Annotated in this window: 13 protein-coding genes; 1 reads left to right on the top strand and 12 read right to left on the bottom strand. The window is 70.9% G+C overall.

From position 1 onward, the window contains the following. Window positions 1-319: 319 nt before the first annotated feature. The 6 genes from ACZ7D7_RS05345 to ACZ7D7_RS05320 form a co-directional block, all read right to left on the bottom strand. Window positions 320-1,945: a beta-N-acetylhexosaminidase gene (locus ACZ7D7_RS05345; RefSeq protein WP_470822585.1), complete on the bottom strand. Its 1,626-nt coding sequence runs from the start codon at window positions 1,943-1,945 to the stop codon at window positions 320-322. A 1-nt stretch (window position 1,946) separates the two neighbouring features. Next, complete coding sequence (locus ACZ7D7_RS05340; RefSeq protein ID WP_470822583.1) at window positions 1,947-2,792, bottom strand: carbohydrate ABC transporter permease; 846 nt, start codon at window positions 2,790-2,792, stop codon at window positions 1,947-1,949. 29 nt (window positions 2,793-2,821) lie between these two features. Further along, on the bottom strand, window positions 2,822-3,781 hold the full coding sequence (locus ACZ7D7_RS05335; RefSeq protein WP_470822581.1) for a carbohydrate ABC transporter permease: 960 nt from the start codon (window positions 3,779-3,781) through the stop codon (window positions 2,822-2,824). After that, on the bottom strand, window positions 3,778-5,076 hold the full coding sequence (locus ACZ7D7_RS05330; protein ID WP_470822579.1) for an extracellular solute-binding protein: 1,299 nt from the start codon (window positions 5,074-5,076) through the stop codon (window positions 3,778-3,780). Before ACZ7D7_RS05330 ends, ACZ7D7_RS05335 begins: the two co-directional genes overlap by 4 nt. 206 nt (window positions 5,077-5,282) lie before the next feature. Then, window positions 5,283-5,570, bottom strand: coding sequence for a DUF3039 domain-containing protein (locus ACZ7D7_RS05325; protein ID WP_358653618.1), 288 nt, complete (start codon window positions 5,568-5,570; stop codon window positions 5,283-5,285). Window positions 5,571-5,599: 29 nt separating this feature from the next. Further along, window positions 5,600-6,172 (bottom strand): YqgE/AlgH family protein, encoded by a 573-nt coding sequence (locus ACZ7D7_RS05320; protein ID WP_470822577.1) that lies wholly within the window; start codon window positions 6,170-6,172, stop codon window positions 5,600-5,602. Between the two features lie 253 nt (window positions 6,173-6,425). On the opposite strand from ACZ7D7_RS05320, the gene murA reads away from it, so the two are divergent. Continuing rightward, a complete protein-coding gene (gene murA / locus ACZ7D7_RS05315; protein WP_470822575.1) occupies window positions 6,426-7,766 on the top strand; it encodes a UDP-N-acetylglucosamine 1-carboxyvinyltransferase in 1,341 nt (446 codons plus the stop codon). A gap of 86 nt (window positions 7,767-7,852) precedes the next feature. Here murA and ACZ7D7_RS05310 read toward each other — a convergent pair whose 3' ends face one another. The 6 genes from ACZ7D7_RS05310 to ACZ7D7_RS05285 form a co-directional block, all read right to left on the bottom strand. Beyond that, window positions 7,853-8,134 (bottom strand): HU family DNA-binding protein, encoded by a 282-nt coding sequence (locus tag ACZ7D7_RS05310; RefSeq protein ID WP_003990598.1) that lies wholly within the window; start codon window positions 8,132-8,134, stop codon window positions 7,853-7,855. 336 nt (window positions 8,135-8,470) lie between these two features. Continuing rightward, window positions 8,471-9,895 (bottom strand): NAD-dependent malic enzyme, encoded by a 1,425-nt coding sequence (locus tag ACZ7D7_RS05305; protein ID WP_470822573.1) that lies wholly within the window; start codon window positions 9,893-9,895, stop codon window positions 8,471-8,473. A gap of 432 nt (window positions 9,896-10,327) precedes the next feature. Beyond that, a complete protein-coding gene (locus ACZ7D7_RS05300; protein WP_470822571.1) occupies window positions 10,328-12,637 on the bottom strand; it encodes a HelD family protein in 2,310 nt (769 codons plus the stop codon). A gap of 75 nt (window positions 12,638-12,712) precedes the next feature. Next, window positions 12,713-13,531: a zf-HC2 domain-containing protein gene (locus tag ACZ7D7_RS05295; RefSeq protein WP_470822569.1), complete on the bottom strand. Its 819-nt coding sequence runs from the start codon at window positions 13,529-13,531 to the stop codon at window positions 12,713-12,715. Beyond that, on the bottom strand, window positions 13,531-14,055 hold the full coding sequence (locus tag ACZ7D7_RS05290; RefSeq protein WP_470822567.1) for a sigma-70 family RNA polymerase sigma factor: 525 nt from the start codon (window positions 14,053-14,055) through the stop codon (window positions 13,531-13,533). Before ACZ7D7_RS05290 ends, ACZ7D7_RS05295 begins: the two co-directional genes overlap by 1 nt. Before the next feature lie 186 nt (window positions 14,056-14,241). Beyond that, window positions 14,242-14,835 (bottom strand): CGNR zinc finger domain-containing protein, encoded by a 594-nt coding sequence (locus ACZ7D7_RS05285; RefSeq protein WP_470822565.1) that lies wholly within the window; start codon window positions 14,833-14,835, stop codon window positions 14,242-14,244. Window positions 14,836-14,903 lie beyond the last annotated feature (68 nt).

Genomic DNA, 14,903 nt, shown 5'->3' with positions numbered 1-14,903 from the left:
GCTGCCCCTTCCCGCTGCCCTGATCCCACCTTTGTTGGCCGTACGGTACGTGCCGACAGGGCGGACGTGGCAACTCTGGCACATCTTCGCAGGGCGAGAACGCGGGGGTCCGCTAGGAGACGTTCGCCCACCTCACCGCGTAGATGGCCCGTTTTGTGCAGGCATCGCCGGTGCGCTCGAATTGGCACTCTTCGGTGAAGCTTGCACAGCTTTTCCCTTACTTTTCTCCCTCACGTGTTCGGGACTTTCTGCCCGCTTGTTCGGGTGGGGCCGGTCCCCCACCGGTCCCCCACCGGCCCGTTCCACCCCTCGGCGGCCGTCACTTCTCCGGGGGCGGTCCCTCGATCGGGCGGCCGAGCACGCCGGGCCTGCGCTGCCACGGGTGGGGTCCCGAGGGTGGCCGGTATGCGACGCCGAGGGCGTCAAGTCGCCCGTAATGGGCGGCCATTCGGCGCTCGAAGTCGGCGAAGTCCCGTTCCGCCGGGGCGGGCAGGGCGCTCCAGGCGACCTCGGCGAAGGCGGCGAGCCGGGGAAACACCTGGTAGTCGACGCGTCCCTGGTCCTCCATCACCTCGGTCCACACATTGGCCTGGGCGCCGAGCACATGGCGTGCTTCGGCCACGCTCAGCTGGGGCGGAACCGGCTCGAAGCGGTACACGTCCTCAAGGGTGCGGACGTAGCCGATGGGGACCGGCTCGTCCGCGCCTTCGTCCTGGCGGTGGTCCAGGTACACCTGCTGTTCCGGGCACATCACCACGTCGTGCCCGGCGCGCGCGGCCTCGATGCCGCCCTGGTAGCCGCGCCACGACGACACGGCCGCACCGGGCGCGAGTCCGCCCTCGAGGATCTCGTCCCAGCCGATGAGCCTGCGTCCGCGCGCGGTGAGCCAGGTGTCGAAGTGGCCGATGAACCACGCCTGGAGGGCGTTCTCGTCGGTGATCGCGAGTTCCCGCATACGGGCCTGCGCGGTCGCCGAACGGCGCCACTGGCCCTTGGGGCATTCGTCGCCGCCGACGTGAATGAACTCGGACGGGAACAGCTCCAGGAGTTCCTCGAAGACGCCTTCGTAGAACCGCAGGGTGTGGTCGGTGGGCGCGAGGACGTTCTCGCTGACGCCCCAGTTGTCCCAGACGGTGAGGGCACCGGTGTCGACGACGTCGGTGTTGCCGAGTTCCGGATACGCGGCGATCGCGGCCTGCGAGTGTCCGGGTACGTCGATTTCCGGGACGACGGTGATGTGCCGTTCGGCGGCGTACGCGACGATCTCGCGGATGTCGTCCTGCGTGTAGTGGCCACCGTGCGGTTTGTCCTCCCACAGCGGTGAGGCGCGGTGGCCGAATTTCGTGCGGGCCCGCCAGGATCCGGTCCCGGTCAGCTTCGGGTACCGCTTGATCTCTACGCGCCAGCCCTGATCGTCCGTCAGATGGAAGTGCAGGACGTTGAGTTTGTGCGCGGCCATGAGATCGAGATACCGCAGCACCCCGTCCTTGGGCATGAAGTGCCGGGCCACGTCGAGCATGAGGCCCCGCCAGCCGAAGCGGGGGTGGTCCTCGACGGTGACCCCGGGCAGCTCCCAGACGTGGCCGGGGCGCAGCGGGGCCCGGCGGAACGCGTCGGGGCCGAGGAGTTGACGGAGGGTCTGGGCGCCCCAGAAGACGCCGGCCGCGCTGCCGCCCTCGATGCGGCGCGCGTGGCCGTCGAGGACGAGCCGGTAGCCCTCGGGGGGCAGCCCCGCGTCGATGCCGAGCACAAGGCTGTCGGCGGGGTCGCCGCCCCCGGGTGCGTCGGGAAACGGCAGTCCGGTCGCCGCGCCGAGGGTCGCCCGCATCCAGCGCGCGACGCCCTCCGTGCCGGGGCCGGCGACCAGGCGCGTCCGCGCGTCCAGGCGCGCGCCGCCGGATTCGTTCCACCGCAGGCGCCGTGGCGCCGGAATCAGCTCGGTCATGTCAGTCCTTCACCGCTCCGCCGAGTCCCGAGACCAGCCGTCGCTGGACCAGGACGAAGAACACCAGTACCGGAATCGTCATCACCGTCGACGCCGCCATCACCCCGCCCCAGTCCGGCTCGTCCGGTTTGTAGAACACCAGGAGCGCCATCGGAAGCGTCGACTGGGACGTGTCACTGATGATGAACGACTTGGCGAACAGGAAGTCGTTCCAGGTGGAGATGAACGAGAACACGCTGGTCGCGACCAACCCCGGGAAGACGAGCGGGAAAAGGATCTGCCAGAGGAATCTGGCCCGGCTCGCCCCGTCGATGTACGCGGCCTCTTCCAGCGCTTCCGGGACGGCTTTCACAAAGCCCCGCAGCATCCAGATCGCGAACGGCAGCGAGAACGCGATGTGCGGCAGGATGAGCGCGCCCAGCGTGTTCAACTGGCCGAAGTCCCGCATGAGGAAGAACAACGGGATCGTGAGCGCCTCCACGGGCACCATCTGCGCCACCAGAAACATGATCAGCAGGGTGGTCCGGAAGCGGAACCGGAATCGCGTCACGGCGGTCGCCGCGAGAAACGCGATGAGCGCCGAGACGATCACGACGGTGCCCGCGACGACAAGGGAGTTGAGGAAGTAGCGGCCGAATTCCTGCTGCCCGAAGACGCGCCGGAAGGAATCCAGCGAGGGCTGAAGGGTCCACGGCCGGGGCTCGGACGACTCGATCTCGCCGGCCGGTTTGAAGGCGCCCAGCACCATCCAGTAGAGGGGGAAGGCGACCGCGAGCGCGACGAGCAGCGCCGTCACCTCGGCCGCGAGGCGGCCGGGTCTGCGGACGGATCCGCGCACAAGATTCACAGGTCTCGCGGCAGTGTGTTTCACGAGGCTCACAGCTCCTCCCCCTGACGGCGCAGCAGCCGCAGGTACACGAGCGTCACGACGAGCAGGATCAGCAGCATCACGACGCCGATCGCGGCGCCGAGGCTGTACTGCGAGGACGCGAACGCCTTCTGGTAGGCGTACACGTTCAGCACCAGGTTCTGGCCGGCGATGCCGCCGCCTCCCGTCATGACATAGATCTGTGTGAAGACCTTGAAGTCCCAGATGACCGACTGGATCGTGACGATCGTCAGGATGGGCCGGAGCATCGGCGCGAGCACCGACCGCCAGATGCGCCACTGCGAGGCGCCGTCCAGCGCGGCGGCCTCCAGCACCTCGGCCGGTACGGCGCGGATGCCGGCGTAGACGGTGACCATGACGAACGGGAAGGAGCACCAGACCACTTCGAGCAGGACGAGCGCGAAGGCGCTGATCCGGCCGTACGTCCACGAGTGGTCGCCGAGGCCGAGGACCCGGTTGACGGGGCCGAAGTCCGGGTCGAAGAGGAACAGCCAGACCGTGGACCCCGTGACCGCCGGGGTGGCCCAGGCGCCCAGCGCCGCCGTCATCAGCACGAGCCGCGGCAGGGCACGCACGCGCGTGAGGAGCACGGCGAGGGCGCAGCCCACGGCGAGCGTGGCGACGACGCACGCGGCGGCGAACAGCACGGTCGCGAGCAGCACCTGCCAGAACTGCCCGTCCCGCAGCAGCACGGCGTAGTTCCCGAAGCCCTTGAAGGAGGTCGGCTCACCACCGCTGACCTGTGCCTGGGTGTACTCCAGGAACGAGATCAGGCCGAGTTGCCAGACGGGGTAGACGAGCAGCCCGGCGAGGACGACGAGAGCGGGCGCGAGGTACAGCCAGGGGGTGGCCGAGCGCCCGAAGGGGCGCGGGGAACCGCGCGACGCGCCACGGCGCACCCGCACCCGGACACGCTCCGAACCAGCCACTCCGGTCGCCCCGCTCATCCGGCGGAGCCAAACGCCTCGTTCATCTTGCGCGCCGCGTCCTTCGACGCCGCCGCCACGTCCTTCTTGCCGCTCACGATCTCCTGGAACATGGTCGGCAGCACCAGCGAGGAGTCGATCTGCGCCCACGCGGCCGACGCGGGCACGAACTTCGTGCCGGCGGCGAGCGTCTCGACGAACGGCTTCACGAAGGGCTCCTTCTTCGCCACGTCCTGCCGCACGTCCGTGAAGGTCGGCAGGAAGCCCATGGCGTCGAAGAGTTCGCCCTGCGTCTTCTTCGCGGCGAGCCGCTTCATCAGGTCGACGGCGAGGGTGCGGTGCGAGGTGCTCTTGAGGACGCCGATGTTGTTGCCGCCCGCGAACGCCGGGGCGATCTCGCCCTCCCGCACGCCGGGCAGCGGCACGACCGCGTACTTGCCCTTCACCTCGCCCGCCTCCACGGCCCGGTGGCTGAAGTCGCCGCCGATCGCCATGCCCGCCTTGCCGGAGGCGAACGCGGTGACGGTGTCGTTGCCGCCCATGCCCGCGCACTTGGCGGCGGGGCAGTTGTCGTCGCCGAACAGGGAGGTGTACGCCGCGATGCCCTCGCGGGCGGCGGCGCCGTCGATGGCGGCGGCGTACGAACCGCCCTTGCCGGTGGCGAGTTCACCGCCGTGCGCCCACACGAAGGGCAGCGCGCCGTAGGTGTAGGCGCCGCCGACCGCGAGCCCGTACATCCCCGGCTCGGCCGCCCGGATCCTCTTGGCGGTGGCGATCAGTTCGTCCTGCGTCCTCGGGACGTCGAGGCCGTGTTCGGCGAAGAGGTCGGTGCGGTAGTAGAGGGCGCGCACGCCGACGAAGTACGGGACGCCGTAGACCTTGCCGTCGACGGTGACCGACTGGCGGGCGGTGGGGTCGGTGTCCTTGGCCTCGGCCCAGTCCGTGAAGTCGGCGGTGATGTCGGCGAGTCCGCCGTCCTTCACGTAGCCGGCGGTGTCGGTGTTGCCGTACTCGACGACGTCGGGGGCGCTCTTCGGGTCGTTGAAGGCGGCCTTGATGCGCTGGGCGCGGGTCTCGACGGGGATGTACTCGACGCTGACGTCGGCGCCCTCGTGGGCCTTCTCGAAGTCGGCGACGACCCGGTCGACGACCTCTTCCTTCGGCTTGTTGTTGACCTCCTGGAAGAGCCAGACGCGCAGCGTGCCGGTCTTCTCGTCCTTGCCGGAGGAGGAGGTGCCGGAGGTCCCGGGGGCGCAGGCGGTGGCCAGGAGGGCCGCGACGGCGGCGGCCCCGGCGAAACGGACGGACAGCTTCATGCGGTGTTCCTCCGATACGGCGTTGCAACATGCGCAATGATGGTTTCGCTGTGCACAACACCCCGGAGGCTAGGTACGCGTGAACAAGCCCACAAGAGGTCTCAACCACTCTGTGACCGGCAGACGCACCCCGTGCAACGCCCGGACAGCACAAAGGCCCCCAGGGCGCGCAAAACGCACCCGGGGGCCCGCAGACGGGGCTGCCGCTACTTGTCGCCGCCGCCCTTGCCCTTGTCGTCGCCGCCGGCGCCCATGGACTCGTAGATCTCCTTGCACATGGGACACACGGGGTACTTCTTCGGGTCGCGGCCCGGCACCCAGACCTTGCCGCACAGCGCCACGACGGGGGTGCCGTCGAGGGCGCTCGCCATGATCTTGTCCTTCTGGACGTAATGGGCGAAGCGCTCGTGGTCACCGTCACCGTGCGAGGTCTGCGGCGTCGGCTCGACGAGGGTCCCCGTACCAGTCCCGCGCTCGGGCTCAAGAGTGCTCATGCAAGCAAGGGTACTGAAGGTCACACCCATCAGTTGAGCGAAGGGTCGTCCGGATACGTCGCCACCATCGCGAGCTCGTTGCGCTGGCGGCGCAGCACCTCGCGCCAGAGTCTCTCCGGGGCCGGCGAGGACACGTCGCCGGGCTCGGACTCCACGACGTACCAGGCGCCGTCCACCAGCTCGTCCTCCAGCTGGCCCGGTCCCCAGCCGGCGTACCCGGCGAAGATCCGCAGCGAGCCGAGGGCGGAGGCGAGCAGTTCCGGCGGCGCCTCCAGGTCGACCAGGCCGATCGCGCCGTGCACCCGGCGCCAGCCCAGCGGGGCCGCCTCGCCGGTCGTCCCGCCGGGCACGACGGCGACCCCGAGGGCCGAGTCCAGGGAGACGGGGCCGCCCTGGAAGACGACACCGGGCTCACCGGCCAGGTCGGCCCAGCCCTCCAGGATGTCGCCCACGTCGACCGGGGTCGGGCGGTTGAGGACCACACCGAGCGAGCCCTCCTCGTCGTGGTCGAGGAGGAGCACCACCGCGCGGTCGAAGTTCGGGTCCGCCAGGGCGGGCGTTGCCACGAGCAACCGCCCTGTGAGCGAGGACACCTCGGTCATGCCAGACATGATCCCGCATCTTGCCGCCCCGTGGGGAGGCAATGGGGAGTACCGGAGGGAACGCAGCTCAGGGCGCACGGAAGCATCCCACGCGCGCGTACGCTCCGGTGACTGCCCGTGTCCGGCGGGGAACGGTTCGTGTCGCCGTGCGGCTCCCGCGAAGCCGGGGCCGGCCGCGGGCTTACGGCAGGGGGGTGCGCGGCCATTAGTCTGTCTGTCCGGCCCCTGCCCGACTCCACGGAACGCGAGATTCATGACCGTCAACGACGATGTCCTGCTTGTCCACGGCGGAACCCCGCTGGAGGGCGAGATCCGGGTCCGCGGTGCGAAGAACCTCGTGCCGAAGGCCATGGTCGCCGCCCTGCTCGGCAGTGCGCCGAGCCGGCTGCGCAATGTTCCGGACATCCGCGACGTGCGGGTCGTACGCGGTCTGCTGCAGTTGCACGGGGTGTCCGTCCGTCCGGGTGAGGAGCCCGGCGAGCTGGTGCTCGACCCGACGCACGTCGAGAGCGCGAACGTCGCTGACATCGATGCCCACGCCGGTTCGAGCCGCATCCCGATCCTCTTCTGCGGCCCGCTGCTGCATCGCCTCGGCCACGCCTTCATCCCGGGCCTCGGCGGCTGCGACATCGGCGGCCGGCCCATCGACTTCCACTTCGACGTGCTGCGGCAGTTCGGCGCGACCATCGAGAAGCGCGCCGACGGCCAGTACCTGGAGGCCCCGCAGCGGCTGCGCGGCACGAAGATCCGGCTGCCCTACCCGTCCGTCGGCGCGACCGAGCAGGTCCTGCTGACGGCCGTCCTCGCCGAGGGCGTCACCGAGCTCTCGAACGCGGCCGTCGAGCCGGAGATCGAGGACCTCATCTGCGTCCTGCAGAAAATGGGCGCCATCATCGCGATGGACACCGACCGCACCATCCGCATCACCGGTGTGGACAAGCTCGGCGGCTACGCCCACCGCGCCCTGCCGGACCGCCTGGAGGCCGCCTCCTGGGCGTCCGCGGCGCTCGCCACCGAGGGCAACATCTACGTCCACGGCGCGCAGCAGCGCTCGATGATGACGTTCCTGAACACCTACCGGAAGGTGGGCGGCGCCTTCGAGATCGACGACGAGGGCATCCGCTTCTGGCACCCCGGCGGCCAGCTGAAGTCGATCGCGCTGGAGACGGACGTCCACCCGGGCTTCCAGACCGACTGGCAGCAGCCGCTGGTCGTGGCGCTCACGCAGGCCACGGGCCTGTCGATCATCCACGAGACGGTGTACGAGTCCCGGCTGGGCTTCACGTCGGCGCTGAACCAGATGGGCGCCCACATCCAGCTCTACCGCGAGTGCCTCGGCGGCTCGCACTGCCGCTTCGGCCAGCGGAACTTCCTGCACTCGGCCGTGGTGTCGGGCCCGACCCGCCTCCAGGGCTCCGACCTGGTCATCCCCGACCTGCGCGGCGGCTTCTCGTACCTGATCGCCGCCCTGGCGGCCCAGGGCACGTCCCGCGTCCACGGCATCGACCTGATCAACCGCGGCTACGAGAACTTCATGGAGAAGCTCGTCCAGCTCGGCGCGAAGGTCGAGCTGCCGGGCAAGGCGCTCGGCTAGCCGACGGCTCAGCGGTACGCCGATGGGGCGGCCACCCGGACTCGGGTGACCGCCCCATCGGCGTTGAGGCGCTCGAAGCGGAACGCTTACTTGCCCTTGGCCGCTTCCTTGAGCTTGGAGCCCGCGGAGACCTTCACGCTGTAGCCGGCCGGGATCTGGATCGGCTCACCGGTCTGCGGGTTGCGCGCGGTCCGAGCGGCACGGTGGGTGCGCTCGAAGGTCAGGAAGCCGGGGATGGTGACCTTCTCGTCGCCCTTGGAGACGATGTCGCCGACGACGTCGGCGAACGCGGCCAGCACGGCGTCGGCGTCCTTGCGGGTCACCTCGGCGCGGTCGGCCAGCGCGGCCACCAGCTCACTGCGGTTCATGTTGTTACTCCCGTGTTCTTCTTGCCGTTGCGGCGTGCCACGCGGCTCGGCCGCATGTTGGGCCAGCGAAGCCGATGCTGCCAGGGTCCTCGGTGAGTCCCCGGACCCGGGTCCGTCTCGGACCCTCGCGCCCAGGGACGCATCCTGCCTCCACCAACAGGGGGAAAGCCAATCCGGCACCCGTAGGAGTCGTGAGAACACCCTTGGGAGTCACGAAACGGGGTGGAGGCCCCGAGCATGGCCGCCACCCTAGAGGGCGGCCGGTCGCTCCGGGTTCCACGACGCGCCGGTACGAAACACAGCCGTGGTGATCCTCACAGCGGTGCCGGCGCCTCTCTACTGCGCCGACGCCGCCGCCCCGACCGCCTTCGCGGCGTCGCGCACCGCTCCGGCGACCGCGCCCGCGACCTTGTCGTTGAAGACGCTGGGCACGATGTAGTTCGGGTTCAGCTCGTCCTCGGTCACCACGTCGGCGAGGGCCTTGGCGGCGGCCAGCATCATTTCCGTGTTGACCGTACGCGACTGCGCGTCGAGCAAACCGCGGAACACACCCGGGAAGACCAGGACGTTGTTGATCTGGTTCGGGAAGTCCGAGCGGCCGGTGGCCACGACGGCCGCGGTCTGCCGGGCGATCGCCGGGTCGACCTCGGGGTCGGGGTTCGCGAGCGCGAACACGATCGCGTCGTCGGCCATCGCGGCGACGTCGTCGCCGTCGAGGACGTTGGGGGCGGAGACGCCGATGAAGACGTCGGCGCCGCGCACGGCCTCCTTGAGGGTGCCGGTGAGGCCCTCGGGGTTGGTGTTGTCGGCGATCCAGCGCAGCGGCGAGTCCGCGGCGGCGGCGACCAGGTCCTCGCGGCCGGAGTGCACGACGCCGTGGATGTCGGCCACGACGGCGTTCTTCACGCCCGCGGCGAGCAGCAGCTTGAGGATGGCCGTGCCGGCCGCGCCGGCGCCGGACATCACGACGCGGACGTTCTCGATGCCCTTGCCCACGACGCGCAGCGCGTTGGTGAGGGCGGCGAGGACGACGATCGCGGTGCCGTGCTGGTCGTCGTGGAAGACGGGGATGTCGAGGGCCTCGCGCAGCCGGGCCTCGATCTCGAAGCAGCGCGGCGCGGAGATGTCCTCCAGGTTGATGCCGGCGAAGCCCGGGGCGATGGCCTTGACGATCTCGACGATCGCGTCGGTGTCCTGCGTGTCGAGGCAGATCGGCCAGGCGTCGATGCCGGCGAACCGCTTGAACAGGGCGGCCTTGCCCTCCATGACCGGCAGCGCGGCCTTCGGGCCGATGTTGCCGAGGCCCAGCACGGCGGAGCCGTCGGTGACGACCGCGACGGAGTTGCGCTTGATGGTGAGGCGGCGGGCGTCCTCGGGGTTCTCGGCGATGGCCATGCAGACGCGGGCCACGCCGGGCGTGTAGACCATGGACAGGTCGTCACGGTTGCGGATGGGGTGCTTCGACTGCATCTCGATCTTGCCGCCGAGGTGCATGAGGAACGTACGGTCCGAGACCTTGCCGAGGGTGACGCCCTCGATGCCGCGCAGTTCCTCGACGATCTCGTCGGCGTGCGCGGTCGAGCTGGCCGCGATCGTGACGTCGATGCGGAGCTTCTCGTGGCCGGACGCGGTGACGTCGAGGCCGGTCACGGAGCCTCCGGAGGACTCCACGGCGGTGGTGAGCTGCGAGACGGCCGTTCCGCTCGCGGGCACCTCCAGCCGGATCGTCATCGAGTAGGAGACGCTGGGCGCCGTTGCCATGGCCGACTTCCTCTGCTTTCACCGTGTCAAGAGTTGTGCCGTCCGATCGTCGCACCTACCACCGAGTACGTGGTAGCCGCCCCGGATTGCGGTTGTTTTGTTCACGGCGATTCCAGGGGCGGGTCGCATCGACCGAGCTTTTCGGAAAACTTCTTCCACCATACGAGATCCAACAGAATGGTGAAACCGGTCGCCGGGACCGGGCAAAGGAAAGAGGCCCACGTCACAGTGACGTGGGCCTCTCGCACGTTCATGACACCGACCCGCCATGCTCGCCTCGCGGCAAGTGGTCGCTCGAAGCGACGAAGGTTGGGCCCGGGGGCTTGGATCGGGCCGGTGCCACACCCAGGCTAACAAACCAATCCCGTAAGGCCATTCCCCGTGGCACGAGTTCATGTCCCGGCCACCCGGACGGGCCCCGGCGCTCCCCCGTCAGTCCCTCATCAGGTCCGGCACGCCGTCCGCGTCGGGCTCGTCCCGCTCCGCCGACACCACCGTGAGCTGCTGGGTCGCGCGGGTCAGCGCCACGTACAGCACCCGCAGCCCGGCCGGTGACTCGTCGGCGATCTCGGCCGGGGAGACGACGACCGTCGCGTCGTACTCCAGGCCCTTCGCCTCCAGGCTGCCCAGCGCCACCACGCGGTCGCCGAGCCCGGCCAGCCAGCGCCGGGCCTCCTCGCGGCGGTTCATGGCGACGACCACGCCGACCGTGCCGTCGACCCGGTCCAGCAGCCGCGCCGCCTCCTGCCGCACGGTGTCCGCGAGCGTGTCCCGGACGACCGCGAAGCGCGGCTCGACGCCCGTGGAGCGCACCGCCGCCGGGGCCTCGGCGCCCGGCATGGCCAGGGCCAGTACCCGGGCGGCCAGCTCGGCGATCTCCGCCGGGTTGCGGTAGTTCACGGTGAGGGTGAAACGGCGGCGCGGGCGGCTGCCGAGGGCCTCGTCGCGGGCCTGGGCCGCCTCCTCCGGGTCCGACCAGGACGACTGGGCCGGGTCGCCGACCACCGTCCACGTGGCGTGCCGGCCGCGTCGGCCCACCATCCGCCACTGCATCGGCGTCAGGTCCTGGGCCTCGTCCACGATGACGTGCGCGTACTCGGTGCGCTCCTGGGCCAGCCGCTCGGCGCGCTCGCGCTGCGACTCCTCGCGCACCGGCATCAGCTCCTCCAGGCCGGTGAGCTGGTCGAGCGGGTCCAGTTCGCGCCTGCGGCGGGGGCGGGCGGGGGCGCCGAGGATCGCCTGGAGCTCGTCCAGCAGGGCGACGTCGTGCACCGACAGGCCGTCCCGCTTCAGCGAGCGGGCGACCTTGCGGACCTCGCCCGGGTTGAGGACGCGCCGGGACCAGCGGCCGAGGCGCCGCTCGTCCGACATCGCCGTGAGCACCGCCCGCGGGGTCAGCTCCGGCCACCAGGCGTCGAGGAACGCGATGAAGTCGTCCTCGGTGCCGGCGTCCTCGTCGAAGGAGGAGCGCAGCTCGGCGGCCAGCTCCGGGTCGGTGTGCCGGGACCCGGCGCCGGACTTCTCCCACAGGGCGTCCAGCAGCAGCTTGCGGGCGCGCGGGCGCAGCAGGTTGACCGGCGCGGTGCCGCCGAGGGCGGTGCGCCGGACGCGGTCCAGCTCCTCGGCCTGCAGCTCCAGGCGGCGGCCGAAGGCGACCACCCGCAGCCGGTCCGGCGCGTCCCGCGACTCCAGGGCGCCGCGCGCGGCCTTCCGCAGCACCTTGAGCATGCGGTACGAGCCCTTGGCGCGGGCCACCGCCGGGGAGTCGTACACCGTGGCCTCGGCGCCGTCGACCAGCGAGCCGATCGCGCGGATGGCGACCTGGCCCTCCTCGCCGAGGGAGGGCAGCACGCCCTCGGTGTACGCCACCAGCAGCGGCGTCGGCGAGACGATCAGGATGCCGCCCGCGTACCGGCGCCGGTCCTGGTAGAGGAGGTAGGCGGCGCGGTGCAGCGCGACGGCCGTCTTGCCCGTGCCGGGGCCGCCCTCGACGTACGTCACGGAGGCGGCGGGGGCGCGGATCACGAGGTCCTGCTCGGCCTGGATGGAGGCGACGATGTCCCGCATGGTGTGGCTGCGGGCCTGGCCGAGCGCGGCCATCAGGGCGCCGTCGCCGATGACGGGCAGTTCACGGCCGTCGAGGAACGCCTTCAGCTCGGGGCGCATCAGGTCGTCCTCGACGCCGAGCACGCGCCGCCCCTTGGAGCGGATCACGCGGCGCCGGACGACGCGGCCGGGGTCGACCGGCGTGGAGCGGTAGAAGGGCGCGGCGGCGGGCGCCCGCCAGTCGATGACCAGCGGGGCGTAGTCCTGGTCGAGGACGCCGATGCGGCCGATGTGCAGGGTCTCGGCGATGTCGGCGGTGTTGTCGTCGCGGACGGCGCCGTCGGCCGGTTCGACGGCGGTGTACGCGCCGTCGGGTCCCTTCTTGCCGTCCTTGCCGAGGAGCAGGTCGATCCGGCCGAAGAGGAAGTCCTCGAACTCGTTGTTGAGGCGGTTCAGGTGCACGCCGGCGCGGAAGACCTGGGCGTCCCGCTCGGCGAGCGCGCCGGGCGTGCCGACCTGGCCGCGCTTGGCCGCGTCGTTCATGAGGAACTCCGCCTCGTGGATCTTCTCCTCCAGGCGGCGGTACACCCGGTCCAGGTGTTCCTGTTCGACGCCGATCTCGCGGTCGCGGACCGAGTCGACCGCGGATTCCGGCTGAGCCTGAACCGCGGTTTCCTGTTGAGCCTGAGCGGCCACCGGGCCCCCTTCTGACGTGCTGGGCAGCCGTCAACCGTACGCGAAGGGGGGCCCTGCCGGGAAGCGACGGGACTGTCAGGCGTCCACCTCGACGAGGCGCTTGCCGTCGAAGGTCATGACCTCGAAGTGGTCGATCTGGTTGGGTTCGAACGCGGCGCCGCCGTGCACGTACAGCGGCTCCTTGGCCTGCTCGGTCTTGGCGTTCGGGACGCCGTAGCCCCAGGTGGGGACGGACCAGGACGTGACGGTCTCGCGCTCGCCGTTCTTGCCGACGGCGATCAGCGAGCACTTCTGCGGGCCCGTCACGTTGTTCAGCCGGAGGACCGCGTGCGTGCCCCAGGCCTTCTCCTCCATGGCCACCGTCGCGGTGACCTTGGTGGCCGGGTCGGTCGCCGTGATCTTCTCGCCCATGCCGTCGAACGCCGCCTTCGCGGGGCTCGCCTCCGCCTGCGTCGTGCTCTTTCCGCCGCCGTTGTCGCCGCCCGTCGTCGCCACGGCCGCGAACGGGCCGCCGACGATCAACGCGGCCGCCGCGCCCACCAGATAGAAGTTGCGGCGCCGCTTGGCGGCACGGCGCTCGGCGACCTCGTCCACGAGCGCCTCGGCCAGCCTGGGGCTCGGCTTCGCGGACAGCGACTCGCCGATCGCGGGCGTGCCGGCGCCCGGCAGGTCCGCGAGCGCGGCCAGCACGGGCTCCATCCCGGCGAGTTCGTCGAGCTGCTGGGCGCACCACTCGCAGGTCGCGAGGTGCGCCTCGAAAGCGGTTGCTTCGGCGTCGTCGAGAATGCCGAGGGCGTAGGCACCGACCGTCTCGTGTTCGTTCGGCACCGGAGATCCCTGCATGGGGCCAGACATACCCGCACCACCCGCTTCGTATCCCCCGTAACCACTCATCACGCCGTCACCCCCCGCTCCTCCAGTGCCAGCTTCATCGAACGCAGGGCGTAGAACACCCGCGAGCGGACGGTGCCGCTGGGTATGCCCAGCGTCTCAGCCGCCTCATTGACGGTACGCCCCTTGAAATAGGTCTCGACCAACACCTCCCGGTGGGCCGGGGTCAGGTCGTCGAGGGCGTCCGAGAGGGTCATCAGCCACAGCGCCTTGTCGATCTCGTCCTCCGCGGGGATGACCTCCAGCGGCGACGGATCGACCTCCTGAGGCCGGGCCTGCCGGCTGCGGTGGCCGTCGATGACGATGCGCCGGGCGACCGTCACCAGCCAGGGGCGTACCGATCCGGTCGCCCGATTGAGCTGACCGGCGTTCTTCCAGGCACGGATGAGCGTCTCCTGCACGACGTCCTCGGCCCGCTGGCGGTCACCGGCGACGAGGCGCAGCACGTAGGCGAGCAAGGGTCCGGCGTGCTCGCGGTAGAGGGCGCGCATCAGCTCCTCGTCGGGTTCCGACGAGGACTGGGACATGCGATGTCGGGCCCTCGCTCCGCGTTCCCTGGCCACGACGGAATCCTTGCGCACGCCCACCTCCGATGTCCGGGGGGGACCCCCCAGCCGGTCGCTCAACGTCGGGTACGCAGCGGGGGCGTGGAGTGTTCAACGGCGGGCGAAAGTTTTCGCGCCCGGGTTTTCCGGCGCGGGCGCCCGGAGGTCTCACGCGCGGGCGAGGGCGGCGCGGCGGCGGTGGCGGGCCACGCGTTCCCGGTTGCCGCAGGTCTCGCTGGAGCACCAGCGGCGCCGGCGGCCCCGGGAGGTGTCCAGGTAGACGATCGGGCAGTCGTCGCCCGCGCACTCGCGCAGGCCGGCCCGGGCGACGGGGTCGGTGAGCAGTTCCACGGCGTCCCGGGCGACGGCGCCGATCAGGGCGGCGCACGTGGGAGGGCCGTCCAGCCGCCGCGTCAGCGCGCCCTCTTCGTCGGCCACGGCGCGCGGGGCCGGGGGCGCGGCACGGGCGAGGTCGTTGAGGCGGGCGAGGGCGAGGTCGTACGTCCGCACGCCCGGGGCCGGCCGGCCGCGCACCAACCGATCGATGTGACCGCGCAGTTCGCGGAAGGCCACCGGCCAGGTCGGGTCGGCGTGCGCGAGCGGCGTGCCGGGCGGGACGAGGCCGGAGGCGACGATCCAGGCGCGCAGCACCTCCACGGAGTCGAGCCGTTCGACGGGGTGGGTGGTGGCGAGGAGGTCCAGGCAGATCCGCCCGGCGTCGAACCGCATCTCGTGGGGTGCCGTGGCCGTACCCGTTGCCATGCTCCTGTCACCGCCTTGCGGAGGGGCATCGAAAGCGCTCCCTCTTACAGTGCCTGCCCACTCCACCG

This window comes from Streptomyces sp. NPDC037054 (genome assembly GCF_055606745.1).
This window is presented reverse-complemented; position numbering and strand designations above follow the sequence as displayed.

What these genes read in the sequence shown, in the direction of transcription:
- ACZ7D7_RS05345 (WP_470822585.1), bottom strand. Translation starts at nt 1,945, where the DNA reads ATGACCGAGCTGATTCCGGCGCCACGGCGCCTGCGGTGGAACGAATCC.
- ACZ7D7_RS05335 (WP_470822581.1), bottom strand. Translation starts at nt 3,781, where the DNA reads ATGAGCGGGGCGACCGGAGTGGCTGGTTCGGAGCGTGTCCGGGTGCGG.
- ACZ7D7_RS05330 (WP_470822579.1), bottom strand. Translation starts at nt 5,076, where the DNA reads ATGAAGCTGTCCGTCCGTTTCGCCGGGGCCGCCGCCGTCGCGGCCCTC.
- ACZ7D7_RS05325 (WP_358653618.1), bottom strand. Translation starts at nt 5,570, where the DNA reads ATGAGCACTCTTGAGCCCGAGCGCGGGACTGGTACGGGGACCCTCGTC.
- ACZ7D7_RS05320 (WP_470822577.1), bottom strand. Translation starts at nt 6,172, where the DNA reads ATGACCGAGGTGTCCTCGCTCACAGGGCGGTTGCTCGTGGCAACGCCC.
- murA (WP_470822575.1), top strand. Translation starts at nt 6,426, where the DNA reads ATGACCGTCAACGACGATGTCCTGCTTGTCCACGGCGGAACCCCGCTG.
- ACZ7D7_RS05310 (WP_003990598.1), bottom strand. Translation starts at nt 8,134, where the DNA reads ATGAACCGCAGTGAGCTGGTGGCCGCGCTGGCCGACCGCGCCGAGGTG.
- ACZ7D7_RS05305 (WP_470822573.1), bottom strand. Translation starts at nt 9,895, where the DNA reads ATGGCAACGGCGCCCAGCGTCTCCTACTCGATGACGATCCGGCTGGAG.
- ACZ7D7_RS05295 (WP_470822569.1), bottom strand. Translation starts at nt 13,531, where the DNA reads ATGAGTGGTTACGGGGGATACGAAGCGGGTGGTGCGGGTATGTCTGGC.
- ACZ7D7_RS05290 (WP_470822567.1), bottom strand. Translation starts at nt 14,055, where the DNA reads ATGTCCCAGTCCTCGTCGGAACCCGACGAGGAGCTGATGCGCGCCCTC.
- ACZ7D7_RS05285 (WP_470822565.1), bottom strand. Translation starts at nt 14,835, where the DNA reads ATGGCAACGGGTACGGCCACGGCACCCCACGAGATGCGGTTCGACGCC.